Source organism: Propionicimonas sp. (assembly GCF_049840635.1).
Classification (GTDB): domain Bacteria; phylum Actinomycetota; class Actinomycetes; order Propionibacteriales; family Propionibacteriaceae; genus Propionicimonas.
On the sequence record NZ_JASGKL010000004.1, the window covers coordinates 494,169 to 514,905 of the forward strand.

Below are 20,737 nucleotides of genomic sequence, written 5' to 3' on the forward strand. Positions count from 1 at the left end.
GATCGTCCCGTGCGCCCACCCGGCCTCCCGGGTGGGCGCACGGCTGTGTCCTCCCCGGGTGGTTAGGCTGGGCCGGTGATCGCGATCAGCAGGTTCCGGGTGCCGGGGGACGCGTCCGGGTTCGTCGGCCTGGCGCAGCTGGTCGTCGAGCGGTTCGCCGCGTCCCCGGGCTGTGTGGACGCGCGGCTCGTGCAGAACCTCGACGAGCCGGAGCTGTGGGCGCTGGTGAGCAACTGGGCCGACGTCGGGTCGTACCGGAGGGCGTTCAACGGGACCGAGGCCAAGCTTGTCCTGATGCCGCTGATGAGCCTCGCGATCGACGAGCCGGGGGCCTACGCGGAGCCGTCGGCGGTCGGCGAGAACCGTCCCCGCGGGACGGTAGGCTAGCCGGGCTGCCAGCCAGGCAGCACGTCGCAACGACAAGGAGTGCATGGTGGCCAGCCGCCTGGAGAACGTGATCAGCCTGACCAAGCGGCGGGGGTTCGTGTACCCCTGTGGCGAGATCTACGGAGGCACGAGGGCTGCCTGGGACTACGGCCCCTTCGGCGTCGAGCTGAAGGAGAACATCAAGCGGCAGTGGTGGCGCTCGGTGGTGCAGGGTCGCGACGACGTGGTGGGCCTGGACTCCTCGATCATCCTGCCGCGGCAGGTATGGGTCGCGTCCGGTCACGTCGGGGTCTTCTCCGACCCGCTGACCGAGTGCCTGAACTGCCACAAGCGGTTCCGCGCCGACCAGCTGGAGGACGCGTTCGCGTTCAAGAAGGGACGCGCCCCGTCCGGCCTGGAGGAGATCAACTGCCCCGAGTGCGGCACCCTCGGCCAGTTCACCACCCCGCGCGACTTCAACATGATGCTGAAGACCTACCTCGGCGTGATCGAGGACGAGTCCGGGCTGCACTACCTGCGTCCGGAGACCGCACAGGGCATCTTCATCAACTTCAAGAACGTCGAGGGCACGAGCCGGATGAAGGTGCCGTTCGGCATCGGCCAGGTCGGCAAGAGCTTCCGCAACGAGATCACGCCGGGCAACTTCATCTTCCGGACGCGAGAGTTCGAGCAGATGGAGATGGAGTTCTTCGTCAAGCCGGGCACCGACGAGGAGTGGCACCAGCACTGGATCGACGCCCGGACGGACTGGTACACCGACCTGGGCATCAGCCGGGACAACCTGCGGCACTACGAGCACCCCAAGGAGAAGCTGTCGCACTACTCCAAGCGGACCGTCGACATCGAGTACAACTTCGGCTTCACCGGCGGCGACGGCTGGGGCGAGCTGGAGGGCATCGCCAACCGCACCGATTTCGACCTCGGGACGCACTCCGAGCACTCCGGGACGGACCTGAGCTACTTCGAGCAGGCCAGCGGCGAGCGCTACCTGCCGTACGTGATCGAGCCGGCGGCCGGCCTCACCCGCTCGCTGATGGCGTTCCTCGTCGAGGCCTTCACCGAGGAGGAGGTGCCCACGGCCAAGGGCGGCACCGAGACCCGGGTCTCGCTGAAGCTCGACCCGCGGCTGTCGCCGGTGAAGGTCGCCGTGCTGCCGCTGTCCCGCAACACCGACCTCTCGCCGAAGGCGCGTGACCTCGCCGCGCAGCTGCGCAGGGCGTGGAACATCGAGTTCGACGACGCCCAGTCGATCGGACGCCGCTACCGCCGTCAGGACGAGATCGGCACGCCGTTCTGCGTGACCGTCGACTTCGACACGCTGACCGACGACGCGGTGACGATCCGCGAGCGGGACACGATGACGCAGGAGCGGGTCGCGCTCGACCAGGTGCAGGGCTACCTCGCGTCCCGCCTGATCGGCTGCTGAGGGGCGCGCGCGGCGTCCGCGGCTACACCAGGGGGACGAAGGCGAAGCGGTAGCCGGTGACGGGTTCGCGGTGCCAGCCCTCGTGGTCGCGGTCCACCACCCACATCACGCCGGCGGCGGGCAGCACCATGCGTCCACCCGCCGCGAGCTGGGTCTCCAGCGCCTCGGGGACGCCGCCGGCGTCCGCGGAGACGAGGATGCGGTCGAACGGGCCGTGGTCCGGCGCACCGACGCGGTCGGGGTCGGCGGCGACGATCTCGGCCCACGGCAGGTGGAACGCGGAGAGGCTCTCCGTCCCCATCGCGACCAGCTCCGGCACGACCTCCACGCCGCGCACGCTCCCTCCGGCACCGACGAGGTGGGCGAGCAGCGCGGTCGTCCAGCCGGACCCGCTGCCCACGTCCAGCACCGTGGCGCCCTCGGGGACGCGGAGCAACTCGAGCATGAACTGGACCGTCCACGGCTGGGAGTTGGTGGCGCCGTGGCCGATCGGCAGCGGCTCGTCGAGCGCCGCCCGGTCGCGGACGGAATCGGGCAGGAAGCGGGCCCGCGGGATGGCCGCCATCGCTGCGATCACGCGGCTGTGGTCGGTGCTCATGGTCCAGAGCACACCGGGGGACCGCGTTGGCGCAAGGGCCCTAGGCAAGGGTCGGTAGGCTGGCGGGCCGAACATCGTGACGTGATTCCGCCGTTCGACGGTCAGGACGGGACGTGGGGGACGGGTGGTGCGGCAGGAGTGGCCGGATCGCGACAAGGAGTGAGGATGGCTGAGCAGTTGCGCCTGGTGGCGCCGTCGGGGGGCACCGTGGAGGTGCCGGTCCCGGTCGTGCTCGCGCCCATGGCCGGCATCACGAACGCCGCCTACCGCCAACTCTGCCGCGAGCAGGGTGCGGGTCTGTATGTCTGTGAAATGATCACGTCCCGCGGGATCGTCGAGCGAATCCCGAAGACGTTCGACATGCTGCGGTTCGATCCGGGCGAGACCGTGCGGTCCGTCCAGCTGTACGGGGTCGACCCGCAGGTGATCGCGAAGGCGACGAAGATCCTGTGCGAGGAGTTCGGGGTGGCGCACGTCGACCTGAACTTCGGCTGCCCCGTCCCGAAGGTCACCCGACGCGGCGGCGGCGGCGTCCTGCCCTGGAAGCGTGACCGGCTCGCCGCGATCCTTCGTGCCACCGTGGCGGCCGCGGACCCGTACGGCGTCCCCGTGACCATCAAGACGCGGCTCGGCATCGACGTCGACCACCTGACCTACCTGGACGCGGGCCGGATCGCGCAGGACGCCGGGTGCGCGGCCATCGCTCTGCACGCCCGGACCGTGCAGCAGGCGTACTCCGGAGAGGCGGCCTGGGAGACGATCGCCACCCTGGTGGACGCCGTCGCCATCCCGGTCCTCGGCAACGGCGACATCTGGGAGGCCGCCGACGCCGTCCGCATGGTCGAACAGACCGGGTGCGCGGGCGTGGTCGTGGGCCGGGGCTGCCTGGGGCGTCCGTGGCTGTTCCGCGACCTGGCCGACGCCTTCGAGGGCAGGACGACCCGCACCCTGCCGACGCTGGGTGAGGTGGCCGCGATGGTGCGCAGGCACGCGGAGCTGCTGGCCGGCCTGTACGGCGAGAGGCACGGCCTGACCGACCTCCGCAAGCACATGGCCTGGTACTTCAAGGGCTTCCCGGTCGGCGGGGACCTGCGGCGGTCCCTGGCGATGGTCTCGACGTTCGAAGAACTCGACGCGGCCCTCGCCCCGCTCGACCCCGCGGTGCCCTTCCCCTCCGGGGAACTCGGGGCACCGCGGGGTCGCCAGGGCACGCCGCGCGATCGCGTGGTCCTTCCGTACGGCTGGCTCGACTCCACCGAACTCGGCGAGGAGGACATCGCCGCCGCCGAGTCGGACGCGTCCGGGGGCTAGCCCGTCCCGGCGACCGCGGCCGGCAGCGACGCTCAGTCGTCGTAGCCGTGCCGGTTCTCCCAGCGGTCCTCCACCCGGTCGGACGCGTGGCGCTGGCGCAGGATGTCGCTCCCGGTGCCGCCGCTGAGCCGGTCGGACCCCGTCCCGCCCTCGAGCAGGTCGTGCCCGGACTGGCCGTACAGCCGGTCCGCGCCGGACTCGCCCTCGAGGTGGTCGTTGTTGCTGCCGCCGTAGAGGGTGTCAGCGCCGGTGCCGCCCTCGAGCCGGTCCCTGCCCGATCCCCCGGAGATCCAGTCGTTGCCGGAGCCGCCGTCGACCTCGTCGTGGCCGGCGCCCGCGCAGATCACGTCGTTGCCGCCGTTGCCGTCGATCTCGTCGTTCCCGCCCAGCGCGACGATCACGTCCCGCCCCGGGGTGCCCTCGATGTCGTCGTGCCCGTTCGTGCCCACGATCGTCGCGGCCAGGCCGTGGCAGGTGTAGGTGGCCGCCTGGGCGGTGCCTGCGGGGACGAGTGCGAGGACGGCGCCGGCGCCGATGGTGGCGAGGGCGGTGATCGTGGTGCGAGTGAAGCTGGTCATGTCGTTCCTCCTGACGGGGATTGGTGATGGCGTCAGCAGACCAGTCGTGCGTGAGGCGTCGGTGAGCCCTCGATGAGACTTCCCTCATCGGGAGGGCCGCAGCTCCCGCACGTCGGCCGGACCCGGCAGACTGAGGGGATGAGCCGTCCGGCCTGGAGCATCCGCACCCGCGTCATCGCCGCTGTGGTCGCCCTCACCGGCCTGGCCCTGGCCACGTCCGGGCTGATCGTGGCGAACCGCGGCCACGCGGTCACCGAGCAGCGCGTGGCCGCCGAGCTGCAGCGGGTCGCCGAGGAGTTCGAGAACCTGGCGCTCGACGGGATCGACCCGGCGACCGGCCAACCGTTCGCGAGCGCGGAACCGCTGGTGCGGGTCGCCGTCCAGCGCTCCGTGTTGGCGCCGAACGAGGGGGTGTTCGGCGTCGTCGACGGACGCGTCCGCTGGACGGCCCAGTCCGGAGTGGTGTTCCGGCCCGACGAGGATGCGGCGTTCGTGGCCCACGTCCTGCCCCTCGCCCGTGCGGCGACGACCAGCCAGGGACGCGTCGAGACCGACCAGCGCGACTACCGCTACCTGGTGGTGCCGGTCACCTTCGCCGTCTCCGGCTCCAGCGGTGCGCTCGTCCACGCCGTCGACTTCGCAGCGGAGGAGAGCCTGCTCGCCGACGTGTGGCGCAGCTACGGGCTGGTCGCGCTGGGCTCGCTGGTGCTGGTCGGGCTCCTGATCTGGCTGCTGGTCGGGCGGTTGCTCGAACCGATCGCGCGGATGCGGCGCACCGCGGAACGGATCACCGCGACCGACGCGTCGGACCGCATCGAGGTGCGCGGCTCCGACGACCTGTCGGCGCTGGGCACCACCGTGAACGGGATGCTCGACCGGCTGGAGGGGGCCGTGGGCGCCCAGCGCGAACTGCTCGACGACGTGGGCCACGAGCTGCGCACGCCGCTCACGATCATCCGCGGTCACCTCGAGTTGCTCGATCCGGAAGACCCCCGCGACGTCGTGGCGACAAAGGCCCTGCTCCTGGACGAGGCCGACCGGATGGGCCGCCTGGTCGACGACCTGCTCACGCTCGCGAAGGCGCAGCGTCCCGAACTCCTGCAGCGCGAGCTCACCGACGTGGCCCGACTCACCGACGAGACCCTCGCGAAGGCTGCGGGCCTCGGCCGGCGACGCTGGACGCTCGACGACCTCGCGGACGTCGACGCGCTGATGGACCCGCAGCGGGTGGCCCAGGCCTGGCTGCAGCTCGCGGCGAACGCCGTCCGGTACTCGGCGGAGGGGTCCCGGGTCGGCCTGGGCAGTGCCGTCCGGGACGGCGAACTGTGGCTGTGGGTCCGTGACCACGGGGTCGGCATCGACCCGGCGGACCGGGAGCGGATCACCGGGCGGTTCGAGCGGGGCACGGGCGCGGACGGCTCAGGCCTCGGCCTGGCCATCGTGAGCGCGATCGCGGCCGGTCATGCCGGGCGGCTCGACATCGAGTCGGAGCCGGGCGCCGGCAGCACGATCAGCATCGTGCTGCCGCTGAGACGGGAGGGGCAGCCATGAGCCAGGTACTGATCATCGAGGACGAGCCACGGATCGCGTCCTTCATCGCCAAGGGCCTGCGTGCGGCCGGCTTCACCACGCTGGTCGAACCGTCGGGTGAGGCCGGGGTGCAGCTGGCGGTGAGCGAACCGGTCGACCTCGTCCTGCTGGACGTGGGACTGCCCGACATCGACGGCTTCGAGGTGCTCGCCAGGCTGCGTGGCCAGGGGGTCACGGTGCCGGTGATCATGCTCACCGCCCGGTCGTCGGTCGCCGACCGGGTGGCGGGTCTGCAGTCCGGCGCGGACGACTACGTGCCCAAGCCCTTCGCCTTCGAGGAACTGCTCGCCCGGATCCACCTGCGCCTGCGGCCCGAGCCTGCCGGCGACCCTGCCGGTGTCCTGACCCACCGCGACCTGTCGCTCGACCTGCGCACGCGGCGGGCGAACGTGGGTGGCCGCTCGGTCGACCTGACCGGACGCGAGTTCACCCTCGCCGAGGTGTTCCTGCGCAACCCGGGGCAGGTGCTCAGCAGGGAACAGTTGCTGTCGGGGGCCTGGGGCTACGACTTCGACCCGGGGTCGAACGTGGTGGACGTCTACGTCCGCTACCTGCGGCGCAAGCTGGGAGCGGACTACTTCGAGACGGTCCGCGGGATGGGGTACCGGTTGGCCTGATCAGCCGGGGGTCTCGGCCGAGGGGGGCGACACCGGCGACGGCGCCGTCGGGGCGGTCGTGGACGGCGGAGCGGTGGCGGTCGTGGTGGTGGCCGAGGGCCTCGGGGAGATCGTGGCGTCCGCGTCCCTGGTGGCGGGCACGGTGATCGCGGGTCGGGGCTGCGGGTCGGCCTGGCCACTGCCCTGGGCCGCCACGGTGCCGATGGCGACCGTCGCCAGACCGATCGCGCCGGTGACCACCCACGCGGTGGAGTTCCCCTTCACGACCACCTCCTCACGTCTGTTCCGTTCAGGCTAGGCCGACGGTCCGGCCCGGGACCAGCACTGCCGGATGAGGGTTCTCTCATCCGCCGTCCGGGGTCGGCCCACCCGCCCACGCCTCGGCCAGCCCGAGCCGGTGTTCGGCCTGGTCCCCGTCCCCGCCCGCGACCAGGCTGAGGATGACCGCCGCCGTCCGCGCACGCAGCGCGTCCGGGTCCACGAGGCTCTCGAAGTGCCCCGTCCACTGCTCCAGCAGGGAGGGCACGAGGCCGTAGTGGGCGGGGGAGAGCCCGGGCAGGACGGCCAGGTGCCCGAGCAGGCAGCCCAGATCGTCCTCCCGCAGGCCGGGGCCGGCTGCGTCCAGGTCGATCAGGCCGAGCCTCCCGCTGTCGACGAAGAGGTTCGCCTCGTGCAGGTCGCCGTGGGTGGGCCCCACCGGCCCGACCGGTGCGGTCGCGACCACACGTCCGATCCGGCCGGCGATGGTCGCGATCCGCCCCGCCTCGTCCGGCAGCCGTTCGGCGGCGGTGGCCGCGTGGAAGTCGAGCCGCTCGGACCACGCCGGACGCCGAGGCAGGGCGGCGAGCCCCGACGGCAGGGCGTCGAGCAGGTCGACGATCTCCGCGGGCGTGGGCAGTGCGGGACGGGAGGGATCGGCCAGCGCCGCGGCGAGCGAGCGGCCCGGGGCCGCGTCGGTGACCAGGACGCCGGGACGCGGTCGCGAACGCAGCGGTGGGGTCAGGCCCGCCCCGGCGACCAGGTGCTGGCGGAGGGCGAGTGCGTCGGCCCGGTCGGGACGGAGCACCTTCAGGTACGTGGTCGTCCCGTCGGCGGTCGCCCGGAGCACAGCCCGGCGCAGGGGTCGGTAGCCGAGCAGGGCGAGGCCGAACTCTCGGGGGTGGACGTCGAGCCAGCGCATAACCTCCTCCGGCGAACAGGCGGGGGCCAGACCGGGCAGCAGCGGATCGCCGGGGTGTCTCCACACGGCGAAGCTGAGGCCGTCCCTGCTCGCCCTCACCGCGGGTGGGCCGACCGTCGCTGTGGTCACGAAGAGGTGCTCGGTGACGGTGCCGTCGCTGACGGCATACGTGGCTTCGTAGCCGGCGGTGGCCTCCGCTCCCGGCCGGTACTGCCAGTTCGTCAGGCGGACCGAGAACCCCGGCGGGACGGGGTCGGCGGCGCCGGTGAGAGCAGCGAACAGCAGCCCTGCTGCGTCCTCAGAACGCAGCAGGGCCGCCGCCTGCTCAAGGCTGGTCATCCCCTCAGTCTGCCGAACCCGCGGTCGGCGCACTCGGTGCGGACGCCGGCGAGTTCGGCGTGTTCGGCGAGTTCGGGGTGTTCGGGGTGTTCGGGGTGTTGGGCGTGGTGGCCGTGACGGGGCTGGTCGCCGTCGCAGGCGTGGGCGCGGTGGTGGCGCTGGGTGCGGTGTTGGCGGTCACCCTGGGTTCCGTGGGGGTGGACGGTGCCGTGCTGCCGGCCGTGGCCGACCCGGTCCCGGACGGCGTCGCCGGGGCGGTGCCACTGCTCGCGGGGGGCGTCGGCGTCGCGGTCTCGGCGAACGCGACGGTCGTGCCGCCCAGGACGGCGAGGCCCAGGGCGCCGGTGAGGGCCCAGGCTGTGGTGGAGCGGTTGAACATCATCTCGGAGTTCCTCTCTGGCGGTCTGTCGATGTCCACCACTCCACCAAGGGCGGGTGAGGTGCCGAGGAGAGGGCGGTGAGAGTCCTCTCATCCGCTCGCGGAGGATTACTGACGGGGGTTCCGTCGAGGGTCCGCCACCGGCCCGCGCCGGGACGACAGGGGTGCGACCGACCTGTCAGGGAGTGCTGAGCGCGACGTCGGCCAGACCGGAACGGCCGACCAACGCGGCGCCGAGGGCGGCGAGCGGGAGGTCGGATGGCAGCGCGGCGAGCCGGTCGGGCAGGGCCAGAGAGGCCAGGAACGGCGACTCGCTCGCGCGGCCGGCCAGTACCCGGCGCACCCGCTCGACGAGTCCTTCGGCCGTGTGGACGACGCCCCCACCGAGCGCGACCAGCGGGGACCCCTGCGTGAGCACCACGAGCTGGATCGCCGTCGCCATCCCGCTGCTGATCCGGTCGACCTCGATGCGTGCATCGGCGTCCCCGGCGTCGGCGGCGGCGAGCAGCGTCGGCAGGGCGAAGCGGGCGGAGAAGGGAGCCAGCCGGGCGGCGATGCGCCCGCCCCCGACCAGAACCTCGAGGCAGCCGCGCTGGCCGCAGGCGCAGCGGTCGGCCGACGGGTCCACCGGGATGTGCCCGATCTCTCCGGCGAGGTTCCCGCTCCCGCGCAGCAGCCGTCCCCCGACGAGGGTGGCCGCGGCGACGCCGGTCCCGACGTTCAGGTAGGTGAGGTCGGCCACGCCCAGGTGGGCGGCGGCGCCGCGCGCCGCGGCCTTCACGTCGTTGTCGACCGCGACCGGGACGCCCAGTTCGGCGGCGAGCAGCGCGCCGAGGTCGAGGCGCTCGATGCCGAGGTTCACCGCCGTCCGGACGACGCCCGCATCCGGGTCGACCTGCCCGGGGATGCCGACGCCGACGCCGGTCAGGCCCGCCCGGTCCAGGCCGGCGGAGCGCAGGCAGCCGTCGGCGACCGCGAGCGCGGACGCGACCACCCCGTGGGTGCCGTGAGACGTCGGCACCACGGTCTCGGCGAGGGTGTGGCGCGCCTCGTCGAGGAGGATCCCGTGTGTCTTGGTGCCGCCGATGTCGATGCCGAGGACTGGTCCGCGCACCGGCAAGCGGGTCATCTCGATCCCTCCGCGAGAAGTCTGATCAGGCAGGTCGCAGCGCCCCTGCCGCTGCCGTAGGTGGCGATGTCGATCGCGCCCGGCAGCTCGGGCCACCCCAGCTCCACCACCAGCGCGTCAGGACGCCGCTGGAGCACCATAGCGGTCGCATCGACCAGGAACGGCACCCGGGCCAGATCGCGGCCCTGCACCACCAGCGGACGGCCCGCGGAGGCGTCCAGGACGGAGGCCAGCCCGGCCAGGTCGGCGGCGTCCGCGCACGTGGAGCCGGGCAGCCGGTCGGCCAGTTCGTCGGCGAGGTGCTCGGCCACGCCCCAGACCGTGTCGCCCGCGGCGATGTTCGCCGTGGAGGCCAGGCGGAGGAACACCGGGGCGGTCAGCGGGGCGACGGGACCACGCAGCCAGAACCCGGACGCGGACAGTGGCGGCGGCCCTTCGTGACGCGCTTCCCCTCGCGGATCCTGGGGCTTCACGGTCCCTGAGGAGCTCCGGGTGAGGAACGAGCCCGGAGCGTCACGAAGGGCCGCGACCGCAGCAGACAGTGCCGCCACCCGTTCGGCGGCGTCGAGCAGGCGCGTTTGGGGCAGCCGGCCCTCGGCGACGGCCGCCAGGACGTGCGCGCGGATCTCCGCCAGCTGCTCGGCGGTGTTGTCCGTGCCGATGCAGAGCAGGTCGCAGCCGGCGGCCAGCGCGAGCACGGCGGCCTCCGGTATTCCTCGGCCGCCGCCGCTGGCACCGGCCATGTCGAGGGCGTCGCTGACGATCGCGCCGGTGAAGCCGAGGTCCTCCCTCAGCAAGGCCAGGACCGGCGCCGACAGGGTGGCCGGCAGGTCCGGGTCGATCGAGGGGACGAGGATGTGCGAGGTCATCACCGCGAGCGTCCCCGCCTCGACGGCGGCGCGGAACGGCACCAGCTCGCGCGCAGCGAGGGTGGCCGCGTCCACCGTGATCGTGGGCAGGGCGAGGTGCGAGTCGGTGGCCGTGTCCCCGTGGCCGGGGAAGTGCTTGGCGCAGGCCGCCGTGCCGGCGGCCTGCAGGCCACGGGTGTACGCGGCGACGTGCCGTCCGACCAGCCCGGCATCCGCGCCGAAGCTGCGCACGCCGATCACCGGATTGCGGGGGTTGGAGTTCACGTCGGCGTCGGGGGCGAGGTTGAGGTCGATCCCCGCAGCGAGCAACTCCGCGCCGATCCCGAACCCGACCCGCTCGGTCATGTCCTCGTCGTCCAGGTGGCCGAGGGAGGCCATGGACGGGTAGGGCGACCCGGCGGCGTGGTGCAGGCGGGTCACGTCGCCGCCCTCCTCGTCGGTGGCGACCAGCGCGGCCGGGTTCGCGGCGTGGATCGCGTCGGTGAGGGCACGGACCTGGCCGGCGTCGACGATGTTCGTGCTGAACAGGCACACCGAGCCGAGGCCTTCGGCCAGTTCCGCGGCCAGCCACCCGGGCAGGTCGGGGCCCTCGAAGCCGGGCATCAGCGTGGCGTTGACGGCCCGGCGGAGCGTCTCGTCGTCCATCTCAGCCCTTCACCGCGCCGGCGACGAGCCCCGAGGTGAGCCGGCCCTGCACGATCAGGAAGAAGATGATCACCGGCACCGCGACCAGCGTGGACGCGGCCATCACCTGCCCCCAGTCGGTCGCCCGGCTGGCGCTGGACTGGACGAAGCCGCGCAGCCACAGGGGCAGCGTCCGGAACTCCTCCTTCTGGAGGATCACCAGCGCGACGGTGAACTCGTTCCACGCCTGCAGGAACGCGTACACCCCGGACGCGACCAGGCCGGGCGCGAGCAGCGGGAACGTGATCCGGAAGAACGCCTGGGTGCGGCTCAGGCCGTCGACCATCGCGGCCTCCTCGAGTTCGATCGGGACGCCGGCGACGAAGCCCCGCAGCATCCAGATCGTGAACGGCACGACGGCGGCGACGTAGAGGATCGAGACGCCGAGCACCGTGTTCAGCAGGTTCAGCGAGCTCATCAGCTTGTACTGGGCGATGAACAGGCCCTCCGCGGGCAGCATCTGGATGAACAGCACGGCCAGCACGAACGACGCGCGACCGCGGAAGCGGAACCGGCTGATCGCCAGCGCGGCCAGGAATGCGAACAGCAGGCAGAAGACGACCGTGGTCAGGGTGATCGCGAGGCTCATCCCGAGCGCGGGCCAGAACGTGCCCTGCGCGAACACGGCGGTGAAGTTGTCGAGAGAGCCGCCGAAGGGCAGGAAGCGCGGCGTGGTGGAGGTGAGCACCGTGTTCGGCAGCAGCGAGGAGTTCAGCATCCAGTAGACGGGGAACGCCCACGCCAGGGCGACGAGCACGGCGACGACGGTCGCCAGGGCGCGCCCGGGACGGAACCGGCGGCGGTGGGTCGGGACGGTGGTGGTGGCCATCAGGCGTCCTCCTCCTTCATGAGGTGCATGACGTAGAAGAAGCTGAGCGCGACGGTGAGCACGAGCACGAAGATCGACAGCGCGCTGGCCATGCCGAAGTCGGACGAGCCGACGCCCAGCCGGTAGATGTAGGTGCCGAGCAGGTCGGTCGACGAGGTCGGCGCACCCGCGTCCTGGAGCATCTTGATCTGGGCGAACACGCGCAGGTCCCAGATCACCTGGAGCAGGGCGACGATCATCAGGACGGGACGGATCATCGGCATCGTGATCGAGAAGAACCGCTGGGCGGGAGAGGCGCCGTCGAGCGCCGCGGCCTCCATGACCTCCTCGGAGATTCGGGTCAGACCCGCGTAGACGGAGAACGCCACGAACGGCACCGACATCCACACCACGATCACGGTCGCGACGAAGTAGAAGCTGAGCGGCTGTTCCAGCCAGTTGTGGTTGGTGAAGTCGAGGCCCAGCTGGGTGAGCAGCCAGTTGACGACGCCGCGGTGCCAGTCGAACAGCCAGATCCACACGGTCATCGAGGCGATCACCGGCATCGCCCAGGCGAGCAGCATCGCGACCTGGAGGATCAGCCGCGTCACCGTGCCGACGGCGTTCATCAGGAGCGCGACGAGGACGCCGACGACGACGGTGACGGCGGCGTTGACGAGGCAGAACGCGATCGAGCGTCCCACGACGGCCCAGGTCTGCGGGTCGGTGAAGAGCGTGGTGTAGTTGGCCAGGCCGACGAACTCCGGCGGCCGGCCGAACTGCTGGGCGAGGCCGAACTTCTGCGTCGATGTCCAGAACTGCCACACCAGCGGGTAGCCCAGCGCGAGCAGCAGCACGGCGATCGTCGGGACGAGCAGCAGGTAGGGCGCGATCGGGGTGCGGCGCCGACGCGGGGGCGGCGCCGGCGCCTGCGTCGTCGGCCCGGTGTGGGAGATCGCTGTCATCGGACAAGCCTCTCAGGTGGTGGTGCGAGAAGGGAGACGACCCTGATCAGGGCAGTGGCAGGGTCCCGCGTCCCCGAACGACGCGGAACCCTGCCACCGGGGTTGGTTACTTACCGTTCAACATCGGGGTCAGGATGTCGTCGTACTCCTTGGCGAGCGCGGTGACGTCCCCACCCTCGGCGACCTTCTGGAAGAACTCCTCCAGCTTGCCGGACGCCTCGACCGTCGCCCAGCCCGGGGCCGCCGGGGTGAGCTTGGAGTTGGACGCTGACTCGATCAGCGCCTTCGCGAACTGGTCGTCGCCGAGGCTCGAGGTGTAGTCGGAGTTCGCCGGGCCGAGGCCGTTCTTGCCCAGCATCTGCTGGTACTCGGCGCTGAAGATGATCTTCAGGAGCTCACGCGAGCCCTCCTGGTTCTTGGACGCGGCCGAGATGCCGATGTTGGAGCCGCCGGCGAAGACCGGGGCCGGCTTGCCGTCGTTGCCGGGGAGGGCGAAGACGCCGAAGGTGTCGTCGTTCCACTCCCGGACCTCCTTGCCGTCCTTCTTGACCAGGTCGCCGATCGACCAGTGCGCCCAGCCCGGAGCCATCACGGTGGCGGCGGAGAGGCTGGTCTTGGTCTTGGAGCTGTCGGCGCCGGTGAGCACGTCGGAGTTGTTCAGGTACAGGTACACCGACTGGTCGGTCATGGTCTTCGGGGCGTGGGACGCGCTCTGGTAGAGCTCCTGGAGCTGGGTCAGGCCCTTGATGCTGTTCGGGTCGGACAGGGTGCTGGTCCAGGTGCCGTTGTCGACCTTGGCGAGGTCACCGCCGTTGGCGAAGATCCAGGAGATGCCGTTGCGCCAGTCCTGGCCGCCGAGGAAGAAGCCGGAGAAGTCCTTGATGTTCTTCGGGTTCTTCTCCGTGATCGTCTTCACCGCGGTGTTGAACGCGTCCAGGGTGGTGGGCACCTCGACGCCGGCGGCCTTCCAGATGTCCTTGCGGTAGAACATGTAGCGGGAGCCGAAGTAGTACGGCAGCGTGTAGTTCTTGCCGTCCACCTTGCCGACCTCGACGAACGAGGGGAGCAGCTTGTCCCCGCCGAGCTCGGAGTACATGTCCGAGATGTCGGAGAACGCGCCCACGTTGGTGAAGGTGGGCGACTGCGTGTTGCCGACCTCGACGACGTCGGGGGTGTTGTTCGCGTCCGGGAGCGCGGTGGTCAGCTTGGTGACTAGGTCGCCCCAGGACTGCTCCTCGATCGTGAGGGTGCCCCCGGTCTTGGCGTTGTAGGTGGTCTTGAGGTAGTCGCGCAACGCGTCCGGCGTGTCACCACCGGCCAGCCACAGCGTGATGTTCTGCGGGGCCGCGGACGTGGCGGAGCCCGCCGCGGTCGGGCTGGAGGTCGTGCCGGAGGAGCACGCGCTCAGCGCCAGGGCTGAGGCGGCCGCCAACGCGACCACCGACAGCATCTTCTTCATTGTCTTCCTTTCGGATTGGGACGGGACGGAAGGAGTCATGGTCAGCCGACCCCCAGTTCGCCCAGCAGCACGAGGGCGGCTGAGCCGAGGAGGACGGCGTTCGCACCGAGGGAGCTGGCGACCAGTTCGAGCTCGGGACGGAATTCGGAGCGGGTGCGTTCCGCGATGCAGTCGCGGGCGGCGTCCAGCAGGGGCGTGGCGGCCACGTGCGCGGGGCCGCCGACGACGATGTGTTGCAGGCCCAGCATCCCGACGACCGGGGCGAGGGCGAGGCCGAGCCGGTGGCCGGCCTCGGCGAGCAGTTCGTCGCGGTGGTCGGGGTCGGCCTGGATGCGGGCGGTCAGCGCGGGCACGGACGTCCAGGTCTCCAGGCAGCCGGTCTTGCCACAGCTGCACGCCGGGCCGGTCTCGTCGATCACGACGTGGCCGATCTCGCCGGCGTCGCTGGCCGCGCCGTGGACGAGGCGGCCGCCGACCAGGAGGCCGGCGCCCACGCCGCGGGAGAGCTGGACGCGGACCAGGTCGTCGGGCCCGCCGGCGAACCGGCGCTCGGCGAGGACGGCGACGTTCGCGTCGTTCTCGACCCTGACCGGGAGGTCGAGGTCGTCGTGGAGGAGGTCCTGCAGCGCCAGGTTGTGCCAGTGCAGGTTGGGCGCCGCGAGCACGGTCCCGGAGGTGTTCACGGTGCCGGGGGTGCCCACGCCCAGTCCGAGGACCGGGTGGGTGGCGGCCCGCCGGAGCTCGGCGGCCAGCTCGCGCGCAGCGGCGAGGGCGTCGTCCCCGACCGCTCCGTCGAGGGGACGCTCGACGGTCACGATCGGCTCCCCGCGCAGGCTCAGCACGGCACCGCGGAACTGGTCGCGGGCGGAGAGGTCCATCGCGAGGATGTCGCGGGCCGAGGCGTGGAAGGCCAGCAGGGTGGACGGCTTGCCGGGGCGGGGGTTGCCGCTCGTCCCCGACTCCTGCACGAGGCCGGCCGCCATGAGCTCTGCGACCAGGTCCGAGACCGTGACCTTGGTCAGGCCGGTCGCCCTGGCGATGTCGGCCCGGGACAGACGGGAGTCGTCGTAGATGGCCTGCAGCACCAGCGCGAGGTTGCTGCGGCGGGCGTCCTCGGGCCGCAGCGTGCGTCTGATCGGGTACTGCATGTCGGTTAGTAAACTTTACTAACCAACTCGGGTCAAGGGGTTCCCACCGGGTTTACCGAACTGTTACCGAGCGCCCGCGACGGGTCCTACCGCGCCAGCGCCTCGAGGTAGGGACCCATCGCAGTGAACGCGACGGCGATGATGATGATCGGGGTGACCACACCGAGGACGATGGTCAGGACGCCCCACAGTCGCCCGCGGCGGGTGACGGTGGCGACGATTCCCGCAATCCAGGCGGCGAAGCCTCCCCACCCCGTGACGTTGAGGGCCATCGTCTGCACGGGGTAGTTGTTCAGGAGAACGGTCTCGAGCGCCCGGGTGAGCGCGGCCTGGTCGAGCGTGCCCCCGCCGGAGAGCGTGGCGATGTACTGGGCGGCCACCTGCATGATCTGGAAGCCGCAGATGCTTCCGACCACCACGCACGCGGCGAGCACGGCGAAGGCGATGATGCCGAGCATCGGGCTGCGATCCGCGGGCCGGGTGGGCTCGAACGCGTTCGCCGCGGGGTACGGCTGCGCGGGGTAGGCCTGCGGGCTGCCGTAAGGGGCCTGGTACGGGTTCGCCTGCGGCTGCTGCCCGTAGGCCTGCTGTCCGTAGGCCTGCTGCCCGTGTCCGTGCGACGACTGCGGGGGGTACCCGTACGGGGCCTGCGGCTGCCCGTAGCCGTAGGCGCCCTGCTGCTGGCCGTACGGTGCCTGCTGCGGATAGGCCCGTGGCTGCTGGCCCTGCTGTGGGTAACCCTGCTGCGGGTGGCCGGACGGGTGCTGCGGCGCCGAGGACGTCCCGTCCTGCTGCTCGTTGGACATGCCACACAGGGTAGCGCCGCGGCCACACCCATCGGCGGTGCCACTCACGGCCCCCGCGGCGCGTGGCGCCTGACAGGATGGGGGCATGCCAGAACTCCCGCCGCGCGCCGTCGCCTGGGCCGAGACGATGGCCGGCCACCCCGACGACCACCTGGTCCGGGCGCACGCCGAGCCGGGTCCGGGGCTCGCGCCGGGGTCACCGGTGCTCAGGGAGCAGCGGGAGGAGTGGGAGGCCGGCCACCTGCGTCCCGGCGCGGCGCTCGCCGTGGGGGCGGGCGACAGGGAGATCCGGGAGGAGCCGGACCCGGAGCGGACCTGTTTCGAGCGGGACCGCGACCGGATCGTCCACTCCACGGCGTTCCGGAGGCTGGCGGGCAAGACCCAGGTCGTCGTCTTCCCTACCGACCACCAGCGCACCCGGCTCACCCATGCGCTCGAGGTCGCGCAGGTGGCCACGTCCATCGCCCGCGGGGTCGGGGCCAACGCCACGCTGGCCGAGGCGATCGCGCTGGGCCACGACTGCGGGCACGGTCCCGGGGGCCACGCCAGCGAGGACGCGTTCGACGCGTTCGTCCCGGGCGGCTACGACCACGGGCCGTGGGGCGCCGACGTGGTGCTGGCCGGGCTCAACCTGTGCGCGCAGACGCTGGACGGGATCCGCAACCACTCCTGGTCGCGGCCGACCCCCGCCACGGTCGAGGGCGAGATCGTCAGCTGGGCGGACCGGATCGCCTACTGCGCGCACGACCTGGAGGACGCCGCGGACGCCGGCATCGTCGACCTGGCCGACCTGCCCGACGAGGTCGTCCAGGTGGCGGGCCGGACGCGTCGCGCCCAGCTCGGCACGTTCGTCCGCGCGGTGATCGCCACGGCGACCGCGACCGGATCGGTGGGCATGGCCGCCGAACCGGCCTCCGCGCTGGCCGCACTCCGGGCGTTCAACTACGCGTCCATCTACACCCGGCCCGACTCCGTCGCCCAGGCGCAGGCCGTCGGCGCCGTCCTCCGGGGGCTCGTGGAGTACTACGCGCAGGAGCCGCTCGCCCTGCCCGTCGACTTCGTCGCGGCGGACCAGGGCGCGGAGGGCCGCGTCCGGGCTGCCGTGACCTACGTGGCGGGCATGACCGACCGCTTCGCCTTCGCGCAGGCGGTCGACCTGCTCGGCTGGAACCCCGACCGCCTTCCGCGGGGGATCGGCCGCGGCGCCTGACCGGCATCGTGCACCCGCGGGCTAGGGTGGTGCGCATGGGAATTCCCGGCGCAACGGGCACGCGCTGACCACCAGACGCGTGCCGGCTCCTCCACGGAACTGATCCACCCGATCAGCGGTACGGCCAGGACGGTCGGCAGCTTGGCCTCGACCCGTCGTTCGACCCTTCGGAGTTCCGCGTGTTCCTCGTCCTGTTGGCCTACCTGGCCTTCTTCAGCATCGCCCTGCCCGACAGCATGCTCGGCGTGGCCTGGCCGACCATGCGCATCGACTTCGGCCAGCCGATCAGCGCCGCCGGCCTGGTGCCTCCCTTCGGCGTGGCGGCGACGCTGGTCGCCACCAGCCTGACCGGCCGCCTGCTGGCCCGGTTCGGTGTGGGCCGGCTGCTGGCGGCGAGCACACTGCTGTCGACGGCGTCGCTCGTCGTGGCGGCGACCAGCCACAGTTTCGCGCAGTTCCTGGCGAGCGCGGTGCTCGCCGGACTGTCCGGCGGGGCGATCGACGCCGCGCTCAACGCCTACGCGGCGCGCTGGTTCGGCCCGCGCCGGATCAGCCTGCTGCACGCGTCCTACGTGCTGGGGGCGGCGGCGTCCCCGCTGCTGGTCACCGCCACCGTCCAGGCCGGGCTGGGTTGGCGGTGGGCGTGGGCCGTCGTCGCGGGCGTCCAGGCCGTGCTCTGTGGGGTCTTCCTGCTCACCAGGCACCGCTGGACGTCCGGCGATCGACCAGCCTCCGCGGGGGGCGGCGCAGGCCGCGGGCTCGCGGGTGCGCGCCCGCTGGACGTCGGCCTCGGCCTGCTCGCCGTGGCCGTCCAGACCGGCATCGAGTCGAGCGTCGCGCTGTGGGCGTTCACCGCCCTCACCCAGAGTGCGGGGGTGAGCGTCGTCGTGGCGGGGACCATCGCGTCCGGCTACTGGGTGGCCATATTCGTCGGGAGGGTGGTGCTCGGATGGGTCGCCGAGCGGACGGGGCCGTGGCTCGTGATGGGCGGCGGGGTGGTCGGGCTGCTGGGCGCCGCGGGCCTGGGACTGCTGGGCGGGCCGGTGGCGGCGCCGATCGCGATCGGGCTGTTCGGCCTGGCGGCCGCGCCGGTCTATCCGTTGCTCACCCTCACGACGGCCGAACGCACCTCCGAGGCCGCGGCCGACACGGTCGTCGGCTTCCAGGCCGCCGCCTCGTCGCTGGGCGCGGCGGTGTTCCCGCTGCTCGTCGGCATCGCGCTCGACCGGTCGGCGTCCGGTTTCGCGCTGGCCATGGCCGGCCTGTGCATCGGGGCCGCGCTGCTCCAGGCCGGGCTGCAGCTTCGGCGCAGGGCACGGCGCGTCGCCGGCACGTCCTAGAATCGCGGCGTGGCCGGCCTGATCAACGAAGAGGACCTGGCGACCGTCCGGGAACGCTCGAGGATCGAGGACGTCGTCGGGTCCTACGTCACGCTCCGGCGCGGCGGCGGCGGGTCGATGGTCGGCCTGTGCCCGTTCCACGACGAGAAGACGCCGTCGTTCCACGTCACGCCGGCCCGCGGCTTCTTCCACTGCTTCGGCTGCGGAGAGGGCGGCGACGTGATCAGCTTCGTCCAGAAGATCAACCACGTCAGCTTCGCCGAGGCCGTCGAGTTCCTGGCCGACCGCGTCGGCGTCCAGCTGCGCTACACCGACGGTGGCGGCCAGCGGATGGAGCCCGGGCTGCGGTTGCGCGTGTTGGAGGCCAACCAGCTCGCCGCCGAGTTCTACGCCGGCCAGCTGGTCAGCGGCACCGGCCTTCCCGGCCGCCAGTTCCTGGACGGCCGCGGCTTCGACAAGGCGGCCGCAGAGCAGTTCGGGATCGGGTACGCCCCGACCGGGGGGCGCGAGCTCGGCGCGCACCTGAAGGCGAAGGGCTTCACCGACGACGAGCTGGTCAAGGCGGGCCTGGTCAGGGAGAACGGCTGGGACTTCTTCCAGGGCCGGGTGCTGTGGCCGATCCGGGACGCGGGCCGCTCGGTGCTCGGCTTCGGGGCGAGGAAGATCTTCGACGACGACCGGATGCCGGCCAAGTACCTGAACACCCCGGAGACCATCGTCTACAAGAAGTCGAACGTGCTGTACGGCCTCGACCTGGCCCGGGGCAACATCGCGCGCAAGAACCAGGCCGTGGTCGTCGAGGGCTACACCGACGTGATGGCCTGCCACCTCTCCGGTGTCGACACGGCGGTCGCGTCCTGCGGCACGGCGTTCGGCGACGAGCACGCCCGGCTCCTGCAGCGTCTGCTGGGCACCGGTGACGTCACCGGGGGAGAGGTGGTCTTCACCTTCGACGGGGACGCGGCGGGGCAGGCGGCCGCGCTGAAGGTGTTCAAGGGCGACCAGAACTTCCTCGCCCAGACCTACGTCTCGGTCGAGCCGACCGGTCTCGACCCCTGCGACCTGCGGATGCAGCACGGCGAGGCCGCGCTGCGCGAGCTCGTCGGCCGCCGGGTGCCGCTGTACCGGTTCGTGATGCGCAACGTCGTCTCCGGCTACGACCTCGACAGGGTGGACGGCCGGCTGGCCGCGCTGCGCGCTGCGGCGCCGCTGGTCAGCAGCATCCGGGACGCGTCCCTGGTGTCGGGCTACCTGCGTGAGCTGGCCCAGCTGCTGGGGATGGACCCGGAGGAGGTGCGGCGCGAGGTCAAGGTGACCGTGCAGCGGCGCGCCCGGCCCGACCAGCAACAGCGGCGGCCCGGACCGGACGACACCGACGCGTTGCCGGGGATGCCGGAGCCGCGTCCGTCCCTGCCGGTGCCGGACCCGCGGGACCGGCGCCTGGAGGCCGAGCGGGGGACGCTTCGGCTGATCGTGCGCGCGCCCGAGACCTTCGGCGAGGGGTGGAACGGACTGGCCGCGGACAACTTCCTGCACCCGGCCTACCGGGCGCTGTTCGAGGCCGTGCTGGCCGCGGGCGACGGCCCGGGCGGGTGGACCCAGCGGATCCTGCAGGCCCACCCCGACCCGGTGCTGGAGCAGCTGGTGATCTCGCTGGCCGTCGAGCCCGTCCTGCGGGAGCCGACCGAGGCCTACGCGCGCGAGTACTCCGCCCAGCTGCGCGTCCAGGCGCTGTCCCGGCAGATCGCGGACGCGAAGTCGAAGCTCCAGCGGACGAACCCGCTCGACGACCAACCCGCCTACAACCGGATGTTCGCCCAGCTGGTGGACCTGGAGAAGCAGCGCAAGGAGCTGCTGGCGCTGGCCACCGGGCCCGCCGTCTGATCGTCCGGGCCGGGGGCGGCACGGCAGGAA

Annotated in this window: 20 protein-coding genes; 9 read left to right on the top strand and 11 right to left on the bottom strand. The window is 72.2% G+C overall.

Annotated features, from left to right (window positions below; genetic code table 11):
* Nucleotides 1–75: 75 nt before the first annotated feature.
* Together QM779_RS02505 and QM779_RS02510 are read left to right on the top strand one after the other, a co-directional pair.
* Entirely contained in the window at nucleotides 76–387 is a 312-nt protein-coding gene (locus QM779_RS02505) for an antibiotic biosynthesis monooxygenase family protein (protein WP_428531111.1), read from the top strand.
* 43 nt (nucleotides 388–430) lie between these two features.
* Nucleotides 431–1,813 carry a glycine--tRNA ligase gene (locus QM779_RS02510; protein ID WP_428531114.1) on the top strand — a complete coding sequence of 461 codons (1,383 nt, stop codon included), beginning with the start codon at nucleotides 431–433 and terminating at the stop codon, nucleotides 1,811–1,813.
* 22 nt (nucleotides 1,814–1,835) lie between these two features.
* Here QM779_RS02510 and QM779_RS02515 read toward each other — a convergent pair whose 3' ends face one another.
* Nucleotides 1,836–2,411 carry a protein-L-isoaspartate O-methyltransferase family protein gene (locus QM779_RS02515; protein ID WP_428531117.1) on the bottom strand — a complete coding sequence of 192 codons (576 nt, stop codon included), beginning with the start codon at nucleotides 2,409–2,411 and terminating at the stop codon, nucleotides 1,836–1,838.
* 165 nt (nucleotides 2,412–2,576) lie between these two features.
* Here QM779_RS02515 and dusB point away from each other — a divergent pair, with 165 nt between their 5' ends.
* On the top strand, nucleotides 2,577–3,722 hold the full coding sequence (gene dusB / locus QM779_RS02520) for a tRNA dihydrouridine synthase DusB (RefSeq protein WP_428531120.1): 1,146 nt from the start codon (nucleotides 2,577–2,579) through the stop codon (nucleotides 3,720–3,722).
* 32 nt (nucleotides 3,723–3,754) lie between these two features.
* Here the strand turns inward: dusB and QM779_RS02525 are convergent, their stop codons facing one another.
* On the bottom strand, nucleotides 3,755–4,300 hold the full coding sequence (locus QM779_RS02525) for a calcium-binding protein (protein ID WP_428531123.1): 546 nt from the start codon (nucleotides 4,298–4,300) through the stop codon (nucleotides 3,755–3,757).
* A gap of 138 nt (nucleotides 4,301–4,438) precedes the next feature.
* Between QM779_RS02525 and QM779_RS02530 the strand changes: the two genes are divergently transcribed.
* Together QM779_RS02530 and QM779_RS02535 are read left to right on the top strand one after the other, a co-directional pair.
* Complete coding sequence (locus tag QM779_RS02530) at nucleotides 4,439–5,851, top strand: sensor histidine kinase (protein ID WP_428531126.1); 1,413 nt, start codon at nucleotides 4,439–4,441, stop codon at nucleotides 5,849–5,851.
* Entirely contained in the window at nucleotides 5,848–6,507 is a 660-nt protein-coding gene (locus tag QM779_RS02535) for a response regulator transcription factor (RefSeq protein ID WP_428531129.1), read from the top strand. The genes QM779_RS02530 and QM779_RS02535 overlap by 4 nt, the downstream gene beginning before the upstream one ends.
* Here QM779_RS02535 and QM779_RS02540 read toward each other — a convergent pair whose 3' ends face one another.
* Together QM779_RS02540 and QM779_RS02545 are read right to left on the bottom strand one after the other, a co-directional pair.
* Entirely contained in the window at nucleotides 6,508–6,771 is a 264-nt protein-coding gene (locus QM779_RS02540) for a hypothetical protein (protein WP_428531132.1), read from the bottom strand.
* 79 nt (nucleotides 6,772–6,850) lie between these two features.
* Nucleotides 6,851–8,026: a phosphotransferase gene (locus QM779_RS02545; RefSeq protein WP_428531135.1), complete on the bottom strand. Its 1,176-nt coding sequence runs from the start codon at nucleotides 8,024–8,026 to the stop codon at nucleotides 6,851–6,853.
* A gap of 59 nt (nucleotides 8,027–8,085) precedes the next feature.
* Here QM779_RS02545 and QM779_RS02550 point away from each other — a divergent pair, with 59 nt between their 5' ends.
* The gene (locus QM779_RS02550) at nucleotides 8,086–8,487 is read left to right on the top strand and encodes a hypothetical protein (RefSeq protein WP_428531138.1); all 402 of its coding nucleotides are present in this window, start codon (nucleotides 8,086–8,088) and stop codon (nucleotides 8,485–8,487) included.
* Nucleotides 8,488–8,583: 96 nt separating this feature from the next.
* Here QM779_RS02550 and QM779_RS02555 read toward each other — a convergent pair whose 3' ends face one another.
* The 7 genes from QM779_RS02555 to QM779_RS02585 form a co-directional block, all read right to left on the bottom strand.
* The gene (locus tag QM779_RS02555; RefSeq protein WP_428531141.1) at nucleotides 8,584–9,534 is read right to left on the bottom strand and encodes an ROK family protein; all 951 of its coding nucleotides are present in this window, start codon (nucleotides 9,532–9,534) and stop codon (nucleotides 8,584–8,586) included.
* The gene (locus QM779_RS02560; protein WP_428531144.1) at nucleotides 9,531–11,048 is read right to left on the bottom strand and encodes a glycoside hydrolase family 3 protein; all 1,518 of its coding nucleotides are present in this window, start codon (nucleotides 11,046–11,048) and stop codon (nucleotides 9,531–9,533) included. Before QM779_RS02560 ends, QM779_RS02555 begins: the two co-directional genes overlap by 4 nt.
* A gap of 1 nt (nucleotide 11,049) precedes the next feature.
* Nucleotides 11,050–11,916: a carbohydrate ABC transporter permease gene (locus tag QM779_RS02565; RefSeq protein ID WP_428531147.1), complete on the bottom strand. Its 867-nt coding sequence runs from the start codon at nucleotides 11,914–11,916 to the stop codon at nucleotides 11,050–11,052.
* The gene (locus QM779_RS02570; RefSeq protein WP_428531150.1) at nucleotides 11,916–12,860 is read right to left on the bottom strand and encodes a carbohydrate ABC transporter permease; all 945 of its coding nucleotides are present in this window, start codon (nucleotides 12,858–12,860) and stop codon (nucleotides 11,916–11,918) included. Before QM779_RS02570 ends, QM779_RS02565 begins: the two co-directional genes overlap by 1 nt.
* Before the next feature lie 106 nt (nucleotides 12,861–12,966).
* Complete coding sequence (locus QM779_RS02575; protein WP_428531153.1) at nucleotides 12,967–14,319, bottom strand: extracellular solute-binding protein; 1,353 nt, start codon at nucleotides 14,317–14,319, stop codon at nucleotides 12,967–12,969.
* Nucleotides 14,320–14,360: 41 nt separating this feature from the next.
* Nucleotides 14,361–15,467 (bottom strand): ROK family transcriptional regulator, encoded by a 1,107-nt coding sequence (locus QM779_RS02580; protein ID WP_428531156.1) that lies wholly within the window; start codon nucleotides 15,465–15,467, stop codon nucleotides 14,361–14,363.
* An 86-nt stretch (nucleotides 15,468–15,553) separates the two neighbouring features.
* Complete coding sequence (locus QM779_RS02585; protein ID WP_428531159.1) at nucleotides 15,554–16,273, bottom strand: hypothetical protein; 720 nt, start codon at nucleotides 16,271–16,273, stop codon at nucleotides 15,554–15,556.
* Nucleotides 16,274–16,358: 85 nt separating this feature from the next.
* Between QM779_RS02585 and QM779_RS02590 the strand changes: the two genes are divergently transcribed.
* The 3 genes from QM779_RS02590 (at nucleotide 16,359) to dnaG (ending at nucleotide 20,707) form a co-directional block, all read left to right on the top strand.
* Nucleotides 16,359–17,483, top strand: a complete 1,125-nt coding sequence (locus QM779_RS02590; protein ID WP_428531162.1) for an HD domain-containing protein — start codon at nucleotides 16,359–16,361, stop codon at nucleotides 17,481–17,483.
* A gap of 179 nt (nucleotides 17,484–17,662) precedes the next feature.
* Entirely contained in the window at nucleotides 17,663–18,823 is a 1,161-nt protein-coding gene (locus tag QM779_RS02595; RefSeq protein WP_428531165.1) for an MFS transporter, read from the top strand.
* A 9-nt stretch (nucleotides 18,824–18,832) separates the two neighbouring features.
* On the top strand, nucleotides 18,833–20,707 hold the full coding sequence (dnaG, locus tag QM779_RS02600) for a DNA primase (protein ID WP_428531168.1): 1,875 nt from the start codon (nucleotides 18,833–18,835) through the stop codon (nucleotides 20,705–20,707).
* The last annotated feature ends 30 nt before the right edge of the window (nucleotides 20,708–20,737 follow it).